Consider the following 15,688-nt stretch of genomic DNA (forward strand, 5'->3'; position numbering starts at 1 on the left):
CATGGTAAACCGAAAGTCGCGCCGTTCACGCCCGGCGCTGGCGCATTCAAAGGGCGGTTTGTCGTTTTGCGCGCGCCTGGGCAATGGCAGTCACCAGCATGTCACCGGTCACCGGCTTGCGCAGGAAGCCATCGAACCCGGCCGCCAGGACCTGGGTCTCGGCGTAGGCATCGGAGCGCGCGGTGACCGCCACCAAGGGGAGTTCATAGCCCATGGTACGCAGCTGGCGAGCGATGGCGGTGCCGTCCAGCGCGGGCAGATCGAGATCGAGCAGGCCCACGTCAAAACCATCGGTGGCAATCTCCGAAAGCGCGCCCAGGCCATGCAGCACGTGCACCACGTCGTGGCCACGGCCACGCAGCAGGCCGGCGATGACCTCGGCCACGGTCGCGTCATCTTCCACCAGCAGGATGCGCAGCGGCGGCAGCACCGGCAGCACCGGCGACTCGCCCGGCGCATTGGCGGCCTGCCGGATCCAGGGCAGCGGCAACCACACCCGGAATCGCGCGCCCTTGCCCGGCTGGCTGTCCACTTCGATGCGTCCGTTCATGGCCACGGCCAGCTCCTGGCAGATCGCCAGGCCCAACCCGCTGCCGCCATAGCGCGACGCGGTGCGCGGGCCGTCCGCCTGTTCGAAGCGATGGAACAGGCGGTCCTGCTGCTCGGCGTTGATGCCCGGGCCGGTGTCATGCACTTCGAAGCAGAGTCCGCCACCGTTCTCTTCCAGGCGCACGGCCAGGCCGACGTGCCCGCGCTCGGTGAACTTGATTGCATTGCCCAGCAGGTTGAGCAGGATCTGCCGCACGCGCATCTCGTCGCCGCTGACGCTGATCGGCCCCAGCGGATCGCCCCCACGCTGGAACCCCAGGTTGCGCTGCTTCGCCATCGGCTCCATCAACGCCTGCACCTGGTCGAGCAGGCCAGCCAGATCGAACGGGCGCAGGTCCAGCTCCAGCCGGCCGGCCTCGATGCGGGCCAGATCCAGTGCGTCATTGACCAGCCGCAGCAGGTGGCTGCCAGCCTGCTGGATCGAGCCTGCATAGCTGCGCTGCACCGCATCCAGCGGGGTGGCCAGCAACAACTCGCTCATGCCGAGCACACCGGTCATCGGCGTGCGCACCTCATGGCCCAGCGTGGCCAGGAACCGGCTCTTGGCCTGGGAGGCCTGCTCTGCCAGTTGCTGCTTGTGCACGGTCAACTGCCATTGCTGGCGGCGGCGCAGGCGCGCACGGATCGACCACACCAGGATAAGCAGCAGCAGCGAGCCGATCAGCAGGTAGCCGAAGATCGCCATGCCGCTGCGCCACCAAGGTGGCAGCACCTTCACCTGCAACCGCTGTGAAGGCGTCCACGTGCCACTGGCCGTTGCCGCCTGGACTTCAATGACGTAGCTGCCGGTCGGCAGCCGCGACAGCGTGCGCTGGCCGTCACCGCCCTGCTCCACCCAGTTCTGGTCGTAGCCCTGCACCCGGAAGCGGTAACGGTTGCCCTGCGGATTGGCATAGGAAAGCAGTCGCGCATCGATCTGCAGATCACGATCATCCGGCCCCAGCAACAGCGTGCCGGTGGTCGGCAGCGGTTGCCAGCCGCGGGCATCATCACGCCGCACGCGGACCTCGGCGATCACCAGCGACGACGGCGGCAGCACCGCATCGGCAGCATTCACATCGAACACGACCAGGCCGGTCTGGGCCACCGCGAGCACGCGACCATCGGCATTCACCGCCGGCGGCCTGCTGGTGAACTCGGCGTCGGGCAGGCCATCGCGTTCGTTGAACTGCTGCAAGCGGCGCGTCTTCGGGTCCCACCGCAGCAGGCCACGTGGCGTGGTCGCCCACAGGCGGCCGTCTTCGGCCAGCGCCAGTCCTCCCATGCTGACCGACGGCACACCAGCACTGCCATCGATGCGCTGGATCAGGCGCAGGCTCATGCCATCCCATTGGTAGCGTTCCAGCGCCCCCTGCCGGGCCAGCCACAGCTGCTGCGGATCCACCCACACCAGATCGTAGATCAACCCGCGCGAAACGCCCGGCACCGCTTCGAAGCGCCCGGCCTGTTCACGCCAGATCCCCATGTCGCCCATCACCCAGGCCTTGCCCTGGGCATCAAAGCGGATCTGCTCGACAGGTGAATCGGCGGTCTTGCGGAGATCCTCCAGCGGGTAACTACGCAGCACGCGGCCATCGGCGCTGCGCTGCTGCAGGCCCAGGTTCATCACCGACAGCCAGACCGTGCCATCGGGGGCCTGCCGCATCAGATCGATGCGCTGGCGCAGATCGGCTCCCCCATCGATATGCCAATCGTGCAGCACGCGGGTGGCCGGGTCGTACACGCTGATGCGGCCGGCACGCCCCAGCCACAGGCGCCCGTCCGGCCGCGGCAGCACCGACCACACCGCCCCGCTGCCGATCTCGCGATCGCTGGCCAGCAACTTCAGTACTCCCTGCGCGTCCAGCTGGTACACGCCATGCGCTGAGCCGACGTAGTAATTCCGGCCATCACTGGCTGCACTCAGCAGGTACTGGCTGTCCAGCGGCTTGCCGTCAAGCTGGTTCCAGATCGAAAACCGGCGCCAGTCCGGCGGCAGGTAGGCCAGGCCCTGGGTCAGCAGCGCCACCCACAATCCGCCCTCATGGTCCTGCATCAGATCAAGCACACCGCTCTGGGCAGTGAGGAAGCCACTGCCGCGGTCGCCGTCGAGCCGCCGCAGCATGCTGGCATCTCCACGCAACAGGCCATCGGAGGTGCCCGCCCAGTAACCGCCCTGGCGATCGGCCAGCACCAGTGCCGAACGCAGGCGCGCACTGTCGGCCCAGCGCGGACGGCTGACCCGGTCCTGCGCGTCGATACGGTAGAGGCCGTCATTCTGGCTGCCGGCCCAGATCGAGCCATCGGGGTCGCGGCTCAGCCGCAATACACTCAGCGCCCCCAGTTCGCGCGGCGCGACAGCCTCGAATCCAGTCCCGTTCCAGCGCGCAATGCCCGCCTCGGTGCCGATCCACAGTCGCCCCTGCGCGTCGACAAGGCTGCTGTAGATGGTATTGCTGGGCAACCCGCCAGGACGGGCCGGATCATGCTCGAAGAAGCGCAGGCTGCCGTCTTCACCGAAACGGCAGACGCCATGGCCACTGGTGCCGATCCACAGTGCATCCTCGGCGTAGGCCAGCGTCCAGAACTGGCTCATGCAGGGGCCGTTGACCGCATCGAAGGTCTTGAAGCGTTCGCGGTCGGCATCCAGCCGGGCCACGCCCTTGCCATTGATGCCGACCCAGACGCGGTCCAGGGGATCGACCAGCAGGGTCTCGATCTCGTTGCCGGGCAGCGAGCCCGGCTGCTCCGGATCATGTTCCCAGACCCGCAGGTTGCCGCCGTCATAGCGCACCAGGCCACCATCGGTGGCCGCCCAGATATGGCCCTGGCGGTCCTCGGCCAGCGCCAGCACCATGCGCGAGGGCATGCCTTCAGCTGCACCGAAACGGCGCAGGCGCGGTGTTTCCGCCATGTCGAGGGCCGTGGCCGCCGTGGCGAACGCCATCAGCAGCAGCCCCATTCCCGCGATGCCTCGGCACCACAGGCGCCAACCGCTCGTCATCCTGAACCCCCTGTCCTGTCCCGATTGTCACACAGGGCCGGGTTCATGGCTGCAACAGCCTGTTTCCACCGGTGGACCCACCACGAACTGTTGCAGCCATGCACGCAACGTTGGCGGGGGGCTGTGCGTATGATCGCAACGTCCCCCTTCCGGAGCCCGCCATCGATGCGTCCCTGCCTGGCCCTGCTGCCGATGCTGCTCGCCACCGCCCCCGCCTGGGCGGATGCAGATACCTATCGCCTCGATCCGGTGCATACGCGTGTGCTGTTCACCATCGACCACGCGGGTTACTCGCAGGCGATGGGGACGGTCTCCGGCAGTGAGGGCCGCCTGCAGTTCGATCCCGACAACTGGCGCGAGGCCACACTGGATGTCGAGGTCCCCGTGTCGCGATTGGACCTAGGTGATGCCAAATGGAACCAGGCCACGCTGGCCCGCAGCCTGCTCGACGGCGAGCGTTTCCCCAGCGCGCGCTTCGTCTCCAGCCGGGTCGAACCGATCGATGCCAGGCGCGCCCACGTGATCGGTACCCTGACCCTGCGCGGCGTCAGCCAGGAAGTCACCCTGGACGTGACCCTCAACGCCATCAAGCGCTACCCCCTCCCCCCGTTCCGACGCACCGCCGGTTTTTCCGCCAGCACCACGCTGAGCCGGCGCGCGTTCGGCATCACCGCCTGGCCGGGCGTCATCGGTGATGCAGTACAGCTGAGGATCGAGGCTGAAGCCACCCTCGACCGCAGCGACGCCCCGGGAACTCCCGCTCCCGTTCCGCACTCCGACCCCAAGACGGCCCGCTAGAGGACCTTTCATGACCGCCAAGAACACCCCCGCCGCCTGGGGGAGTGTCAGCCAGATCCTGCATTGGTTGATCGCACTGCTGATCCTCGCCCTGGGCGTGGTCGGCCTGACCATGGGCGAACTGCCCAAGACGCCCAAGTACTTCTGGGTCTACACCGCACACAAGTCGATCGGCATCACCGTACTGGCGCTGGTCCTGTTCCGCCTCGGCTGGCGCCTGTACGCCGGCGCCCCCAAGCCGGTGCCGGGCGTGCCCAGCTGGCAGGAGCGCATCGCCAGCGCCACCCATGTCCTGTTGTATGTGCTGATGTTCGCCATCCCGCTGTCGGGCTGGCTGTACGACTCGGCCAGTGGCCTGCGCCCGTTCCGCTGGTTCGGCCTGGTTGATGTGCCCAAGCTGAGTGGCCCGGATCCGCAGGTCGTCGCGGTGTCCCACGCCATCCACGAATACGGCTTCTGGCTGTTGATCGCGGTGGTGCTGGCCCATGCCGGCGCTGCCTTCTACCACCACCTGTTCCAGCGCGATGCAACGTTGTCCCGCATGTTGCCGCGCGGCTGGCTCGCCTCCCCTCAGAAGGACTGATCGATGAACCTGAAACTGACCACTCCGGCCGCCGTGGCCGCCGCCCTGGCCGGCATGCTGGCCACCGCCCCGGCGCTCGCCGCGGACTACGCGCAGGCCCCCGGCGCCGGCTCGATCCTGGTGTTCGCCACCAAGTACGACGGCGAAGTGTTCACCGGCAGCTTCCCGGGCTTTGCCACCAAGCTCAGCTTCGACCCGGCCAACCCGGCCGCCGGTTCGCTGGACGTGGTGATTCCGCTGGCCGGTGCCAAGAGCGGCAACAGCGACCGCGACTCGACCCTGCAGACCGCCGACTTCTTCAACGTCGGCAAGTTCGCCACTGCGCGTTACACCGCCAAGGGCTTCCGTGCGGTGGGCAACGACCAGTTCGCCGCCGACGGCACGCTGGAGCTGCGCGGCGTCAGCAAGCCGGTCACCCTCACCTTCACCTGGAAGCCGGGCACCCAGCCGGTGTTGACCGGCAAGGCCACCGTCAAGCGCCTGGACTTCGGCGTCGGCAGCGGTGACTGGGCCGACACCAAGACCATCCCGGACGAAACCGCGATCAGCACGATCGTGAAGTTCGACGCGAAATGATCAACGGGCCGGGGCACCGCCCCGGCCATCATCTCCGGTGGTGCCGGCCGCTGGCCGGCAACCTCACCGATGCGGGCAGGTGCCGGCCAGCGGCCGGCACTACCGTTCGACGGCCAGCCAGGCTTGAACCGCAGCCGCGTCGAACGGCCAGTCCAGCTCACGGTCGCCGCGCTCGTCGCGCAGCACCGGCACCCGCGCGCCGTAGCGCGATTCCAGCGCTGGCTGGTCATCCAGGAACACCGATTCGAATTCCGGCGCCCGGGCCTTGGCCAGCTCGGCCAGCGCCATGTCGCACAGGTGGCAGTCGTCACGCTGGAACAGAGTCAACACCGGCAGGGTCCCCTTGGTGGAAATGCTGCGCCGCAGCCATTGAAGTGCGGCGTGAACCGCTAGAATAGCGGTCTCTTCCGGTACCCGCAGTACGGCAACCATGGCTGTCAGCACGTTCGACGTTTTCAAGATCGGCATTGGCCCGAGCTCCTCGCACACCGTCGGGCCGATGAAGGCCGCCGAGCGATTCATCCATCGCTGGCTGCTCGACCCGGGCCGCCTGCACGAGGTCGCGCGCATCCGCGCCGATGTCTATGGCTCGCTGGCGCTGACCGGCCGCGGCCATGGCACCGACAAGGCGATCCTGCTCGGCCTGGAAGGGCAGCGGCCGAACCTGATCGACCCGGACATCATCCCGGCCACGCTGGAGCGCATCCGCAGCAGCAAGCGCATCCAGCTGATGGGCCAGCACGAGATCGCCTTCGACGAGAAGCGCGACCTCGGCATGAACAAGCGCCAGAAGCTGCCGTACCACACCAACGGCATGCGCTTCACCGCGTACAACGCCGAGGACGAAGTGATCGCCACCCGCGATTATTACTCGGTCGGTGGCGGCTTCGTGGTCAACCAGGACGACGCGGCCGATGACCGCATCGTGCCCGACGAGACCCCGCTGCCCTACCCGTTCAAGAGCGGCGACGAGCTGCTGGCGCAGACCGCACGCAGCGGCCTGAGCATTGCCCAGTTGATGTTCGAGAACGAGAAGTGCTGGCGCAGCGAAGACGAGATCCGCGCCAACCTGCGCGAGATCTGGAGCGCGATGCAGTCGTGCGTCGCGCGCGGCATCCGCGAGGAAGGCGTGCTGCCGGGTGGCCTGAAGGTCGGCCGTCGTGCACCGGCGCTGTACCGCGAGCTGTCGTCGAAGCCGGAAGCGGCGATGCGCGATCCGCTGACCACGCTGGACTGGGTCAACCTGTACGCACTGGCGGTGAACGAAGAAAACGCGGCCGGTGGTCGCGTGGTGACCGCGCCGACCAACGGTGCAGCCGGCGTGCTGCCGGCGGTGCTGCATTACTTCGACCGTTTCTGCCCGGGCGCCAACGAGCAGCGTGTGTTCGACTTCCTGCTGACCTCGGCGGCGATCGGCATCCTGTACAAGGAAAACGCTTCGATCTCCGGTGCCGAAGTGGGCTGCCAGGGCGAAGTGGGCGTGGCCTGCTCGATGGCGGCCGGCGGCCTGGTCGCGGCGCTGGGCGGCAACCCGAGCCAGATCGAGAATGCTGCGGAAATCGGCATGGAACACAACCTGGGCCTGACCTGCGACCCGATTGGTGGACTGGTGCAGATTCCGTGCATCGAGCGCAATGCGATGGGTGCGGTGAAGGCGATCAATGCCTCGCGCATGGCGATGCGCGGCGACGGCAAGCACAAGGTGTCGCTGGACAAGGTGATCAAGACCATGCGCGATACCGGCCGCGACATGCAGGACAAGTACAAGGAAACCAGCCGCGGTGGCCTGGCGGTGAACGTCATCGAGTGCTGATGGCCGCAGCCAGGCATGGCCTGGCTCTACCCTGCAGCCGGGCATGAGCCCGGCTCAACATCGGACGACGTCGTCACCGCGTTCCGGTTAGGCTCGGGGCTCCCTCGCCCCGGACTGCCCCATGCGCGTGATCGCTGCCGCCCTGCTTGCCTGCCTGCCACTGCCTGCGCTGGCCGCGCCCACTTACGGGCCGCGGCTGGAGGGTTTCGACTACGGCTATCCGGTGAAGACCTTCGGGCTGGAATCGCAGCGGCAGCCGCTGGAGATGGCGTACCTGGACATCGCGCCGAAGAAGGCGCCCATCGGCGTGGTGGTGCTGCTGCACGGCAAGAACTTCTGTGCCGCCACCTGGAAGGAATCGATCAAGCCACTGGTCGCCGCCGGCTACCGGGTGATCGCCCCGGACCAGGTGGGCTTCTGCAAATCCAGCAAGCCCGAACGCTACCAGTATTCGTTCGCGCAGCTGGCCGCCAACACCCATGCCCTGCTGCAACAGCTGCAGCTGGGTGATGTACCGGTGCACCTGGTCGGTCATTCGATGGGCGGCATGCTGGCGGTGCGCTACGCGCTGATGTTCCCGCAGGACCTGCGCAGCCTGTCACTGGTCAATCCAATCGGGCTGGAAGACTGGAAGGCGCTGGGTGTTCCCTGGCGCAGCGTGGACACGTGGTACGCCGGCGAAATGAACATCAGCTATGACAGCATCCGCCGCTACCAGCTGGACGTGTACTACGACGGCAAATGGAAGCCGGCGTATGAACCGTGGGCGCGGATGCAGTCGGGCATGTATGAAGGCCCGGGCAAGCAGGTCGTTGCGTGGAGCCAGGCACTGGCATCGGACATGGTGTTCAACCAGCCGGTGGTCTACGAACTGAAGAATCTGCAGGTGCCGACCACGTTGTTCATCGGCCAGAAGGACCGCACCGCGATCGGCCGTGACCTGGCGTCGCCTGCGGTGAAGGCGACGCTGGGCAATTATCCGGTGCTGGGCAGAGCAGCGGCCGCGGCCATTCCGGGCGCGACGCTGGTCGAGTTCGCCGAACTGGGCCATTCGCCACAGGTGCAGGACCCGAAGCAGTTCAACAACGCGTTGCTGAAGGCGTTGAAGTCCCGCTGACCAGCAGGCGTGCTCCTGTCGAGCCGAGCATGGGCTTGGCTCGACAGGAACGCTGCGATCAACCCACGATCCGCAGCACGTCATCCAGCAACGCGGCCGCAGTGACTTCCGCACCCGCGCCCGGCCCCTGGATCAGCAACGGCTGGCTGCGGTAGCGATCACTGTGGATGGCCACGCGGTTGTCGGTGCCCGCACCCTGCGCCAAGGGGTGATCGGCCGGCAACTCGCGCAGGCCTACCTGCGCACCCTCGCCATCAACGCGGCCGACGAAACGCAGCACACGACCATTGTCGCGTGCCTGCTGCCAGCGCGCCTGCAGCGGCGCATCCAGCTGCTCGAGCGCAGCCACCGCATCCTCCAGCGGCAGCGCTGCCAGCGCTTCAGGCACCAGTGAATCCACCTGCACCTGCGAAGCATCCAGCGCCAGCCCGCTGCTGCGCGCCAGGATCAGCAGCTTGCGGCGCACGTCCTCGCCGGACAGATCCAGACGCGGGTCCGGTTCGGTATAACCGGCCGCCAGCGCCTCGCGCACCGCCGCCGAGAACGGCGATTGGCCGTCATAGCGATGGAACAGCCACGCCAGCGAGCCGGACAGCACGCCCTCGATGGCGTGGATGTGGTCGCCACCGGCTACCAGCGCGCGCAGGCTGCTCAGCAACGGCAGGCCGGCACCGACGGTGGCGCTGTCGCCATAGCGTGCGCCACTGTCTGCGCAGCTCTCGGCGATGGCCGTGGCACGTGCCAGCTGCGCACCGCGGCCCAGCTTGTTGGCGGTGACCACGTGCACCCCACGCGCCAGCCACTGCACGTGACGTGCGGCCACATCTTCGCTGGCAGTGGCATCGACCACCACGTCACCCCGTTCCAGCCCTTCGGCGCTCGCCCATGGCGGTGAGCTGAGACCGTCACGCGGTGCGCGTCGTGCCAGCTCCAGCGGCAACGCCAGATCACGGTCGATCGCCAGTGCGGTGCGCGAATTGGCCAGCCACTGCACGCTGGGCAGTTCCAACCCGCGTGCCTGCAACGCCTGGTAGCGCTGCACGAAGGCAGAGCCCACCGTGCCGGTGCCGAGCAGCGCCAGGCGTCCCACGCCCAGCGCAGGAATGTCAGCGGCGAGCGCGCTCATGCATCCACCACCTGTTTGCGGCGCGCAGCCGCATCGATCACGGCTTCGGCGCGCTGCAGCGCTGCGCCGAGATCAGCCAGCAGGTCACGCTCGGCCTCGATGCCGACCGACAGGCGCAGCAGGCCTTCGCTGATGCCGGCGGCCGCGCGCGCTTCAGCGGTCATCGCCGCATGGGTCATGGTGGCCGGGTGCGCGATCAGGCTTTCGACGCCACCCAGCGATTCGGCCAGGGTGAAGCAGCGCAGGCCATCGACGAAGGCACGCACTGCGGCATGCGGATCATCGCCTTCGCAGTCGGCCAGTTCGAACGACAGCATCGCGCCGAAGCCGCTTTGCTGGCGCGCGGCGATGGCGTGGCCCGGGTGATCGGCCAGGCCCGGGTAGTACACCGCGCCGACCGCCGGATGCTGGTCCAGCAGGGCGACGATCGACGCGGTGTTTTCCTGGTGCACGCGCAGGCGCGCATCCAGCGTGCGCAGGCCGCGCAGGGTCAGGAACGCATCGAACGGCGAGCCGGTCAGGCCCAGCGCGTTGCCCCACCACACCAGCTGCTCATGCAGTGCCGGATCACGCGCGATCACCGCCCCACCGACCACATCGCTGTGGCCATTGATGTACTTGGTGGTGGAATGCAGCACCAGGTCGGCACCGAACGACAGCGGCTGCTGCAGGGCCGGCGACAGGAAGGTGTTGTCGACTACCACCAGTGCACCGGCCTTGTGCGCGGCCTCGATGACGAAGCGCAGGTCGGTGATGCGCAGCAGCGGGTTGGACGGGGTTTCCACCAGCACCAGCTTCGGCTGCGTGGCCAGCGCCTGCGCCAGTGCGCGCGGATCGGTCAGGTCGGCGGTGACCAGTTCGAAGTGGCCCTTTTTCGCCAGCGCATCGAACAGGCGCCAGCTGCCGCCGTATGCATCGTGCGGCACCACCAGGGTGTCGCCCGGCTGCAGCAATGCGTTCAACACCAGGTTGATCGCGCCCATGCCGGTGGCAGTGATGACGCCGCCGGCGCCACCTTCCAGTTCGGCCAGCGCTTCACCCAGCAGGTCGCGGGTCGGGTTGCCACTGCGCGTGTAGTCGTACAGGCGCTTGTTGCCGAAGCCTTCAAAACTGAAGTTCGACGACAGCACGATCGGCGGCGTGACCGCACCATGCGCGGTGTCCCGATCGATGCCGGCACGGACGGCGGCAGTGGTGCGACTACAGGACGGCTCGTTTGCGTGCAGGCTCATGCGGACTCTCCAGAAGTGCGGAAGGCGGTGGCGAGGATCGCGTCGATGCGATCGGTTTCTTTGAGGAAGGCGTCGTGGCCGTAGGGCGAGCGCAGCACGCGCAGACTGCCGCGCGGGCCCAGCCCTTCGACCAGACCGACCAGGTCGGCCAGCGGCACCAGGCGGTCACCCTCCACCGCGACAACTACGGTGGGCGGCAGGATCGCGGTGGGGTCGACGCGGTGCAGGTCGATCGATTCGGACAGGCGCAGGTAAGCAGTCACCGGCGTGCGCGCGACGTACTGCGCACCGGCAGCGTCGAGATAGTCTTCGGCGGCCACGCGCACGCGGCCATTGATCACTTCCGGCGCGGCATCGAAGCGCTCGCCGAACTCTTCCGGGGTGCGGTAGCTGAGCATGGCGAACTGCCGGGCCAACGCCAGACCGTGGTCTTCGCCGCACTGCAGCTGGCCCAACGCGACCGCGCGGCGCTGCAATGCGCGCCAGGCGGCGGCATACGGATGCGGGCGATGCGCGCCACTGGCCAGCACCAGCTGGCGCACGCGTGCACGGTGGCGGATCGCGAACTGCTGGCCGACCAGCGCCCCGTAGGAGTAGCCCACGAACGCCTTCAGCGTGCGGATGCCGAGATGGTCCAGCAGCAGCGCCAGTGCATCGGCCTGGTCGGCGGTATCGATCGGCACATCCAGTGCACCGTCGGCGCCGATGAAGTCGAAGGCCAGTACACGCAGCTGCTGCGGATCCAGCGCGCGCCCGCTGCCGACCAGGTCTTCAGCCCAGCCCTTCTCGCTGAACTGTGCATTGGACGCCACGTGGCGATGGGCGGAAATACCGCCGGCCAGCACCACCACCGGCGCATTGGCCGGGCCGACCCACTCATAGCGCAGGCGCACCGGGCTGGGGCCGGCGTGACGCATCGACAGCACCGCGGCGAACTCACCGCGCTCGGCATGCACGCGGTCTTCGACCGGCACGCTGACGGGGACAAAGGGTTCGGGGCGAAGCGCGGTACTGGCGGCGAAGCTCATGGCGGGATCCGGTTGGGGAATCGGCCATCGAGCCTTCGCGGGGCCCGCGTTCGAGATGCACGTGGGGTGCATGGTTCGAACCATCTTTCGGTGGACGCCACGGTCCCCGCAGGATTTGGCACCTACGCAGACGCTTTCGCATCCGCGGGCTGCCCCGGCTTCAAAGGGCCTGTCCCTCTGCCGGTCTCGATGGTGGAGCCACGATGCCAGCCCTTTCCGGCACTGTCAATCCCTTCATGCGGATAAAGCGATGAATATTTTCAACGTGACTATGCGAAGGCGGTCGCGGTCGTCCTGTTCAGGATCGGCTACAGTCCCGGCGGTCCCTACCCTCTGGAACCACTGATGCTGCGCCTGCCCCTGACCTGCCTGCTGATGTCCCTGCTGGCGAGCACGACGGCCAGCGCCGGTGACTGGCGCCAGGGCTGGGGACTGGTTTCCCCCGCCACCCCAACCACCCACGCTGGCAGTGCCGAGGGCGCCGCCCCCATGGCCCGGCTGCGCCTGCAGCCGGTCGGCACGCAATGGCAGGCCCGGATCGACAATGGGCTGGCAGGACCGCTGCAGATCGAACTGCGCGCTGCACCCGGACGCCCGGTCGAAGGGCTGCCGCTGCAATCGCTGATCCAGGGCGACAGCAGCCTGGTGGTCGGTCATCTGCCCGCCCCGCTCGATGGCCGCACGCTGGATCTGCGCCTGCAGTCGGTGCCGGGCAACCCGGCCGCACAGGCCGAAGATGTCGCCTATCGCCTGCCGTTCGATGCGGCCCGTCCGCGCGTGGACCAGGCGCCGCAGGGCCGGTTCAGCCACGATGACGAGGAGAACCGCGACGCGGTGGACTTCGCGCTGCCGGAGGGCACCCTGGTGCTGGCCGCGCGCGAGGGGACGGTGATGCAGATCCAGGATGGTTTCCGTGGCAACGGCCAGGACCGCGAACGTGATGGTGCCCGCGCCAACTTCATCCGCGTGCTGCACAGCGACGGCAGCATGGCGCTGTACGGCCACCTGCAGGCCGGCGGCATGCGCGTGCGTCGCGGCCAGGCGGTGGGGGCCGGGCAGCCGCTCGGCCTGTCCGGCAACAGCGGCTTCAGCAGCGCGCCGCACCTGCACTTCGTGGTGCAGGTCAACCGCGGCATGGGCCTGCGCTCGGTGCCGGCACGGATCTTCGCCGAACAGGGCCAGCTGCAGTTCGCCCGCCAGGACGAGGTCGAGGGCGGCATCGGGCGCTGAACGGCCCCGGCCGGTATAATCGGGCGCTTATCTCTTTGAAAAGCGCCCCGGGCGGGCGCCACTGCCATGTCCGAAGTCGCCAACGAAGCGTCGCGTCGCCGCACCTTCGCCATCATCTCCCACCCTGACGCCGGCAAGACCACGCTGACCGAAAAGCTGCTGCTGTTCGGAGGCGCGATCCAGATGGCCGGTTCGGTCAAGGGCCGCAAGGCCGCCCGCCACGCCACCTCCGACTGGATGGCGTTGGAAAAGGAGCGCGGCATCTCCGTCACCTCCTCGGTGATGCAGTTCCCGTACGAAGGCAAGATCGTCAACCTGCTCGACACCCCCGGCCACGCCGACTTCGGCGAGGACACCTACCGCGTTCTGACCGCGGTGGACTCGGCGCTGATGGTGATCGACGTGGCCAAGGGCGTGGAAGAGCGCACCATCAAGCTGATGGAAGTCTGCCGCCTGCGCGACACCCCGATCATGACCTTCATCAACAAGCTCGACCGCGAGGGCAAGGACCCGATCGAGCTGCTGGATGAAGTGGAAACCGTGCTGGGCATCCAGTGCGCGCCGGTGACCTGGCCGATCGGCATGGGCCAGCGCCTGAAGGGCGTGGTCCACCTGCTGACCGGCGAAGTGCACCTGTACGAACCGGGCCGCAACTTCACCCGCCAGGACTCGACCATCTTCCCGTCCATCGATGCGCCCGGCCTGGCCGAGAAGATCGGTGCGCAGATGCTGGCCGACCTGCGCGACGAACTGGAACTGGTGCAGGGCGCCAGCCACCCGTTCGACCTGCAGGCCTACCGCGCTGGCAAGCAGACCCCGGTGTTCTTCGGCTCGGGCGTGAACAACTTCGGCGTGCAGCCGCTGCTGGACTTCTTCGTCGAGCATGCGCCGTCGCCGCAGGCACGCTCCACCACCGGCCGCGAGATCGCCCCGGAAGAGAACAAGCTGACCGGCTTCGTGTTCAAGATCCAGGCCAACATGGACCCGCAGCACCGTGACCGCGTGGCGTTCATGCGCGTCTGCTCGGGCCGCTTCAGCGCCGGCATGAAGACCTTCCACGTGCGCACCGGCAAGGAAATGAAGCTGGCCAACGCACTGACCTTCATGGCCAGCGACCGCGAGATCGCCGCCGAGGCGTGGCCGGGCGATGTGATCGGCATCCACAACCACGGCACCATTTCCATCGGCGATACCTTCACCGAAGGCGAAGCAGTCACCTTCACCGGCATCCCCAACTTCGCCCCGGAACTGTTCCGCCGCGCCCGCCTGCGCGATCCGCTCAAGCTCAAGCAGCTGCAGAAGGGCCTGGCCCAGCTGTCCGAGGAAGGTGCGACCCAGTTCTTCCGCCCGCTGACCAGCAACGACCTGATCCTGGGTGCGGTCGGCGTGCTGCAGTTCGACGTGGCCGCCTACCGCCTGAAGGACGAGTACGGCGTGGAAGCCACCTTCGAGCCGGTCAGCGTGACCACTGCGCGTTGGGTCCACTGCAGCAACGAGAAGAAGCTGGAAGAGTTCCGCGAGAAGAATGCGCTGAACCTGGCGCTGGATGCGGCCGGCCACCTGGTCTACCTGGCACCGACCCGGGTCAACCTGCAGCTGGCGCAGGAACGCTCGCCGGATGTGCGCTTCTCGGCCACCCGCGAAGCGGCGCATACGGTTTCGGTGGGCTGATGCCAGCGGGCCGGATCCCTTTCCGCAAGGAAAGGGCTCTGTCCCCGGCCGTCGCGGGTGGTTCATCCACGCATGGCGTGGATCTACCGCTCACGGATTCATCGGCGCAACGCAGGGATTCACCCACCATACGGTGACGGGCGTGCACACGGCGGCCATCGCGGCGATGATAGGGGGACGCGGGTCCCCCTCCCCGTGAACGATGCCCATGCCCATGTCCACGACGTCCATTGCTTCGATCCGTGAAGAAATCGCCAGCGCCCTGACCCATGGCCTGGGCGCGGTGTTCGCCCTGGCCGCCAGCGCGGTGCTGATCACCCTGGCTGCGATCTACGGCGACGGCTGGCAGCTGGCCAGCGCGATCGTATTCGGTATCGCGCTGTTGCTGCTGTACACCGCCTCCACCCTGTATCACGCCATCCAGCATCCGGTCGCCAAGGGCCGCTTGAAGGTGTTCGACCACTGCGCGATCTACGTGCTGATCGCGGGCACCTATACCCCGTTCACCCTGATCGGCCTGCGTGGTCCGTGGGGCTGGGGCCTGTTCACCGCGATCTGGGCGCTGGCGCTGGGCGGCGTGGTGTTCAAGCTGTTCTACACCGGCCGCTTCAAGGTGCTCTCAACGGTGATCTACATCGCCATGGGCTGGCTGGTGGTCGTGGCGATCAAGCCGATGTGGGCTTCGATCGACGGCGGCACCCTCACCTGGCTGTTCGCCGGCGGCCTGTCGTACACGCTGGGGACCTACTTCTACCACCGTGAATCGATCCCGTATTCGCATGCGATCTGGCACCTGTTCGTGATCGGTGGCAGCGTCTGCCACTTCGTCGCGGTCACCATGCAGGTGCTGTAAACCAGCGTTCGAACGCGGCGTGTGCACACCACGCACATGGACGCTTCGCGCCCTGTCCACGAAGAGGGG

Annotated in this window: 13 protein-coding genes and 1 riboswitch; of the genes, 8 read left to right on the top strand and 5 right to left on the bottom strand. The window is 67.6% G+C overall.

Translation table 11 applies throughout. The annotated features are described in order from the left end of the window. Nucleotides 1–46: 46 nt before the first annotated feature. Entirely contained in the window at nt 47–3,592 is a 3,546-nt protein-coding gene (locus tag ACZLIB_RS17305; protein ID WP_478468243.1) for a hybrid sensor histidine kinase/response regulator, read from the bottom strand. 165 nt (nt 3,593–3,757) lie between these two features. Between ACZLIB_RS17305 and ACZLIB_RS17310 the strand changes: the two genes are divergently transcribed. From ACZLIB_RS17310 to ACZLIB_RS17320, 3 genes are read left to right on the top strand one after another with little or no spacing between them, the layout of a single operon-like run. Then, nucleotides 3,758–4,390 (top strand): YceI family protein, encoded by a 633-nt coding sequence (locus tag ACZLIB_RS17310; protein ID WP_049420948.1) that lies wholly within the window; start codon nt 3,758–3,760, stop codon nt 4,388–4,390. A 10-nt stretch (nt 4,391–4,400) separates the two neighbouring features. Further along, on the top strand, nt 4,401–4,973 hold the full coding sequence (locus tag ACZLIB_RS17315) for a cytochrome b (protein WP_005410672.1): 573 nt from the start codon (nt 4,401–4,403) through the stop codon (nt 4,971–4,973). Between the two features lie 3 nt (nt 4,974–4,976). Further along, nucleotides 4,977–5,549: a YceI family protein gene (locus tag ACZLIB_RS17320; protein ID WP_010482754.1), complete on the top strand. Its 573-nt coding sequence runs from the start codon at nt 4,977–4,979 to the stop codon at nt 5,547–5,549. 99 nt (nt 5,550–5,648) lie between these two features. Here the strand turns inward: ACZLIB_RS17320 and ACZLIB_RS17325 are convergent, their stop codons facing one another. Then, complete coding sequence (locus ACZLIB_RS17325; RefSeq protein WP_032127830.1) at nt 5,649–5,879, bottom strand: glutaredoxin family protein; 231 nt, start codon at nt 5,877–5,879, stop codon at nt 5,649–5,651. A gap of 100 nt (nt 5,880–5,979) precedes the next feature. On the opposite strand from ACZLIB_RS17325, the gene ACZLIB_RS17330 reads away from it, so the two are divergent. Continuing rightward, complete coding sequence (locus tag ACZLIB_RS17330) at nt 5,980–7,362, top strand: L-serine ammonia-lyase (protein ID WP_024956918.1); 1,383 nt, start codon at nt 5,980–5,982, stop codon at nt 7,360–7,362. A 121-nt stretch (nt 7,363–7,483) separates the two neighbouring features. Next, entirely contained in the window at nt 7,484–8,479 is a 996-nt protein-coding gene (locus tag ACZLIB_RS17335) for an alpha/beta fold hydrolase (protein WP_478468246.1), read from the top strand. A 58-nt stretch (nt 8,480–8,537) separates the two neighbouring features. Here ACZLIB_RS17335 and ACZLIB_RS17340 read toward each other — a convergent pair whose 3' ends face one another. Genes ACZLIB_RS17340 through metX form a run of 3 tightly spaced genes read right to left on the bottom strand, consistent with a single transcriptional unit; the run spans nt 8,538 to nt 11,865 of the window. Beyond that, nucleotides 8,538–9,605, bottom strand: coding sequence for a homoserine dehydrogenase family protein (locus ACZLIB_RS17340; RefSeq protein WP_049401405.1), 1,068 nt, complete (start codon nt 9,603–9,605; stop codon nt 8,538–8,540). Beyond that, nucleotides 9,602–10,837 (bottom strand): O-succinylhomoserine (thiol)-lyase, encoded by a 1,236-nt coding sequence (locus ACZLIB_RS17345; RefSeq protein WP_478468248.1) that lies wholly within the window; start codon nt 10,835–10,837, stop codon nt 9,602–9,604. The genes ACZLIB_RS17340 and ACZLIB_RS17345 overlap by 4 nt, the downstream gene beginning before the upstream one ends. Beyond that, a complete protein-coding gene (gene metX / locus ACZLIB_RS17350; protein WP_049401407.1) occupies nt 10,834–11,865 on the bottom strand; it encodes a homoserine O-succinyltransferase MetX in 1,032 nt (343 codons plus the stop codon). Before metX ends, ACZLIB_RS17345 begins: the two co-directional genes overlap by 4 nt. A gap of 77 nt (nt 11,866–11,942) precedes the next feature. After that, nucleotides 11,943–12,061: riboswitch (SAM riboswitch) on the bottom strand. Nucleotides 12,062–12,210: 149 nt separating this feature from the next. Here metX and ACZLIB_RS17355 point away from each other — a divergent pair. The 3 genes from ACZLIB_RS17355 to trhA all read left to right on the top strand — a co-directional run bounded on the left by ACZLIB_RS17355 (nt 12,211) and on the right by trhA (nt 15,619). Then, nucleotides 12,211–13,095 (top strand): M23 family metallopeptidase, encoded by an 885-nt coding sequence (locus ACZLIB_RS17355; RefSeq protein ID WP_121504649.1) that lies wholly within the window; start codon nt 12,211–12,213, stop codon nt 13,093–13,095. 66 nt (nt 13,096–13,161) lie between these two features. Beyond that, nucleotides 13,162–14,766 (top strand): peptide chain release factor 3, encoded by a 1,605-nt coding sequence (locus ACZLIB_RS17360; RefSeq protein ID WP_049401409.1) that lies wholly within the window; start codon nt 13,162–13,164, stop codon nt 14,764–14,766. A 214-nt stretch (nt 14,767–14,980) separates the two neighbouring features. Continuing rightward, nucleotides 14,981–15,619, top strand: coding sequence for a PAQR family membrane homeostasis protein TrhA (gene trhA / locus ACZLIB_RS17365; RefSeq protein WP_005410682.1), 639 nt, complete (start codon nt 14,981–14,983; stop codon nt 15,617–15,619). The last annotated feature ends 69 nt before the right edge of the window (nt 15,620–15,688 follow it).

The organism is Stenotrophomonas sp. 220_Sma (assembly GCF_056487375.1).

Coding starts and splice junctions, on each gene's coding strand:
- ACZLIB_RS17305 (WP_478468243.1), bottom strand. CDS start 3,592: ATGACGAGCGGTTGGCGCCTGTGGTGCCGAGGCATCGCGGGAATGGGG.
- ACZLIB_RS17310 (WP_049420948.1), top strand. CDS start 3,758: ATGCGTCCCTGCCTGGCCCTGCTGCCGATGCTGCTCGCCACCGCCCCC.
- ACZLIB_RS17315 (WP_005410672.1), top strand. CDS start 4,401: ATGACCGCCAAGAACACCCCCGCCGCCTGGGGGAGTGTCAGCCAGATC.
- ACZLIB_RS17320 (WP_010482754.1), top strand. CDS start 4,977: ATGAACCTGAAACTGACCACTCCGGCCGCCGTGGCCGCCGCCCTGGCC.
- ACZLIB_RS17330 (WP_024956918.1), top strand. CDS start 5,980: ATGGCTGTCAGCACGTTCGACGTTTTCAAGATCGGCATTGGCCCGAGC.
- ACZLIB_RS17335 (WP_478468246.1), top strand. CDS start 7,484: ATGCGCGTGATCGCTGCCGCCCTGCTTGCCTGCCTGCCACTGCCTGCG.
- ACZLIB_RS17340 (WP_049401405.1), bottom strand. CDS start 9,605: ATGAGCGCGCTCGCCGCTGACATTCCTGCGCTGGGCGTGGGACGCCTG.
- ACZLIB_RS17345 (WP_478468248.1), bottom strand. CDS start 10,837: ATGAGCCTGCACGCAAACGAGCCGTCCTGTAGTCGCACCACTGCCGCC.
- metX (WP_049401407.1), bottom strand. CDS start 11,865: ATGAGCTTCGCCGCCAGTACCGCGCTTCGCCCCGAACCCTTTGTCCCC.
- ACZLIB_RS17355 (WP_121504649.1), top strand. CDS start 12,211: ATGCTGCGCCTGCCCCTGACCTGCCTGCTGATGTCCCTGCTGGCGAGC.
- ACZLIB_RS17360 (WP_049401409.1), top strand. CDS start 13,162: ATGTCCGAAGTCGCCAACGAAGCGTCGCGTCGCCGCACCTTCGCCATC.
- trhA (WP_005410682.1), top strand. CDS start 14,981: ATGTCCACGACGTCCATTGCTTCGATCCGTGAAGAAATCGCCAGCGCC.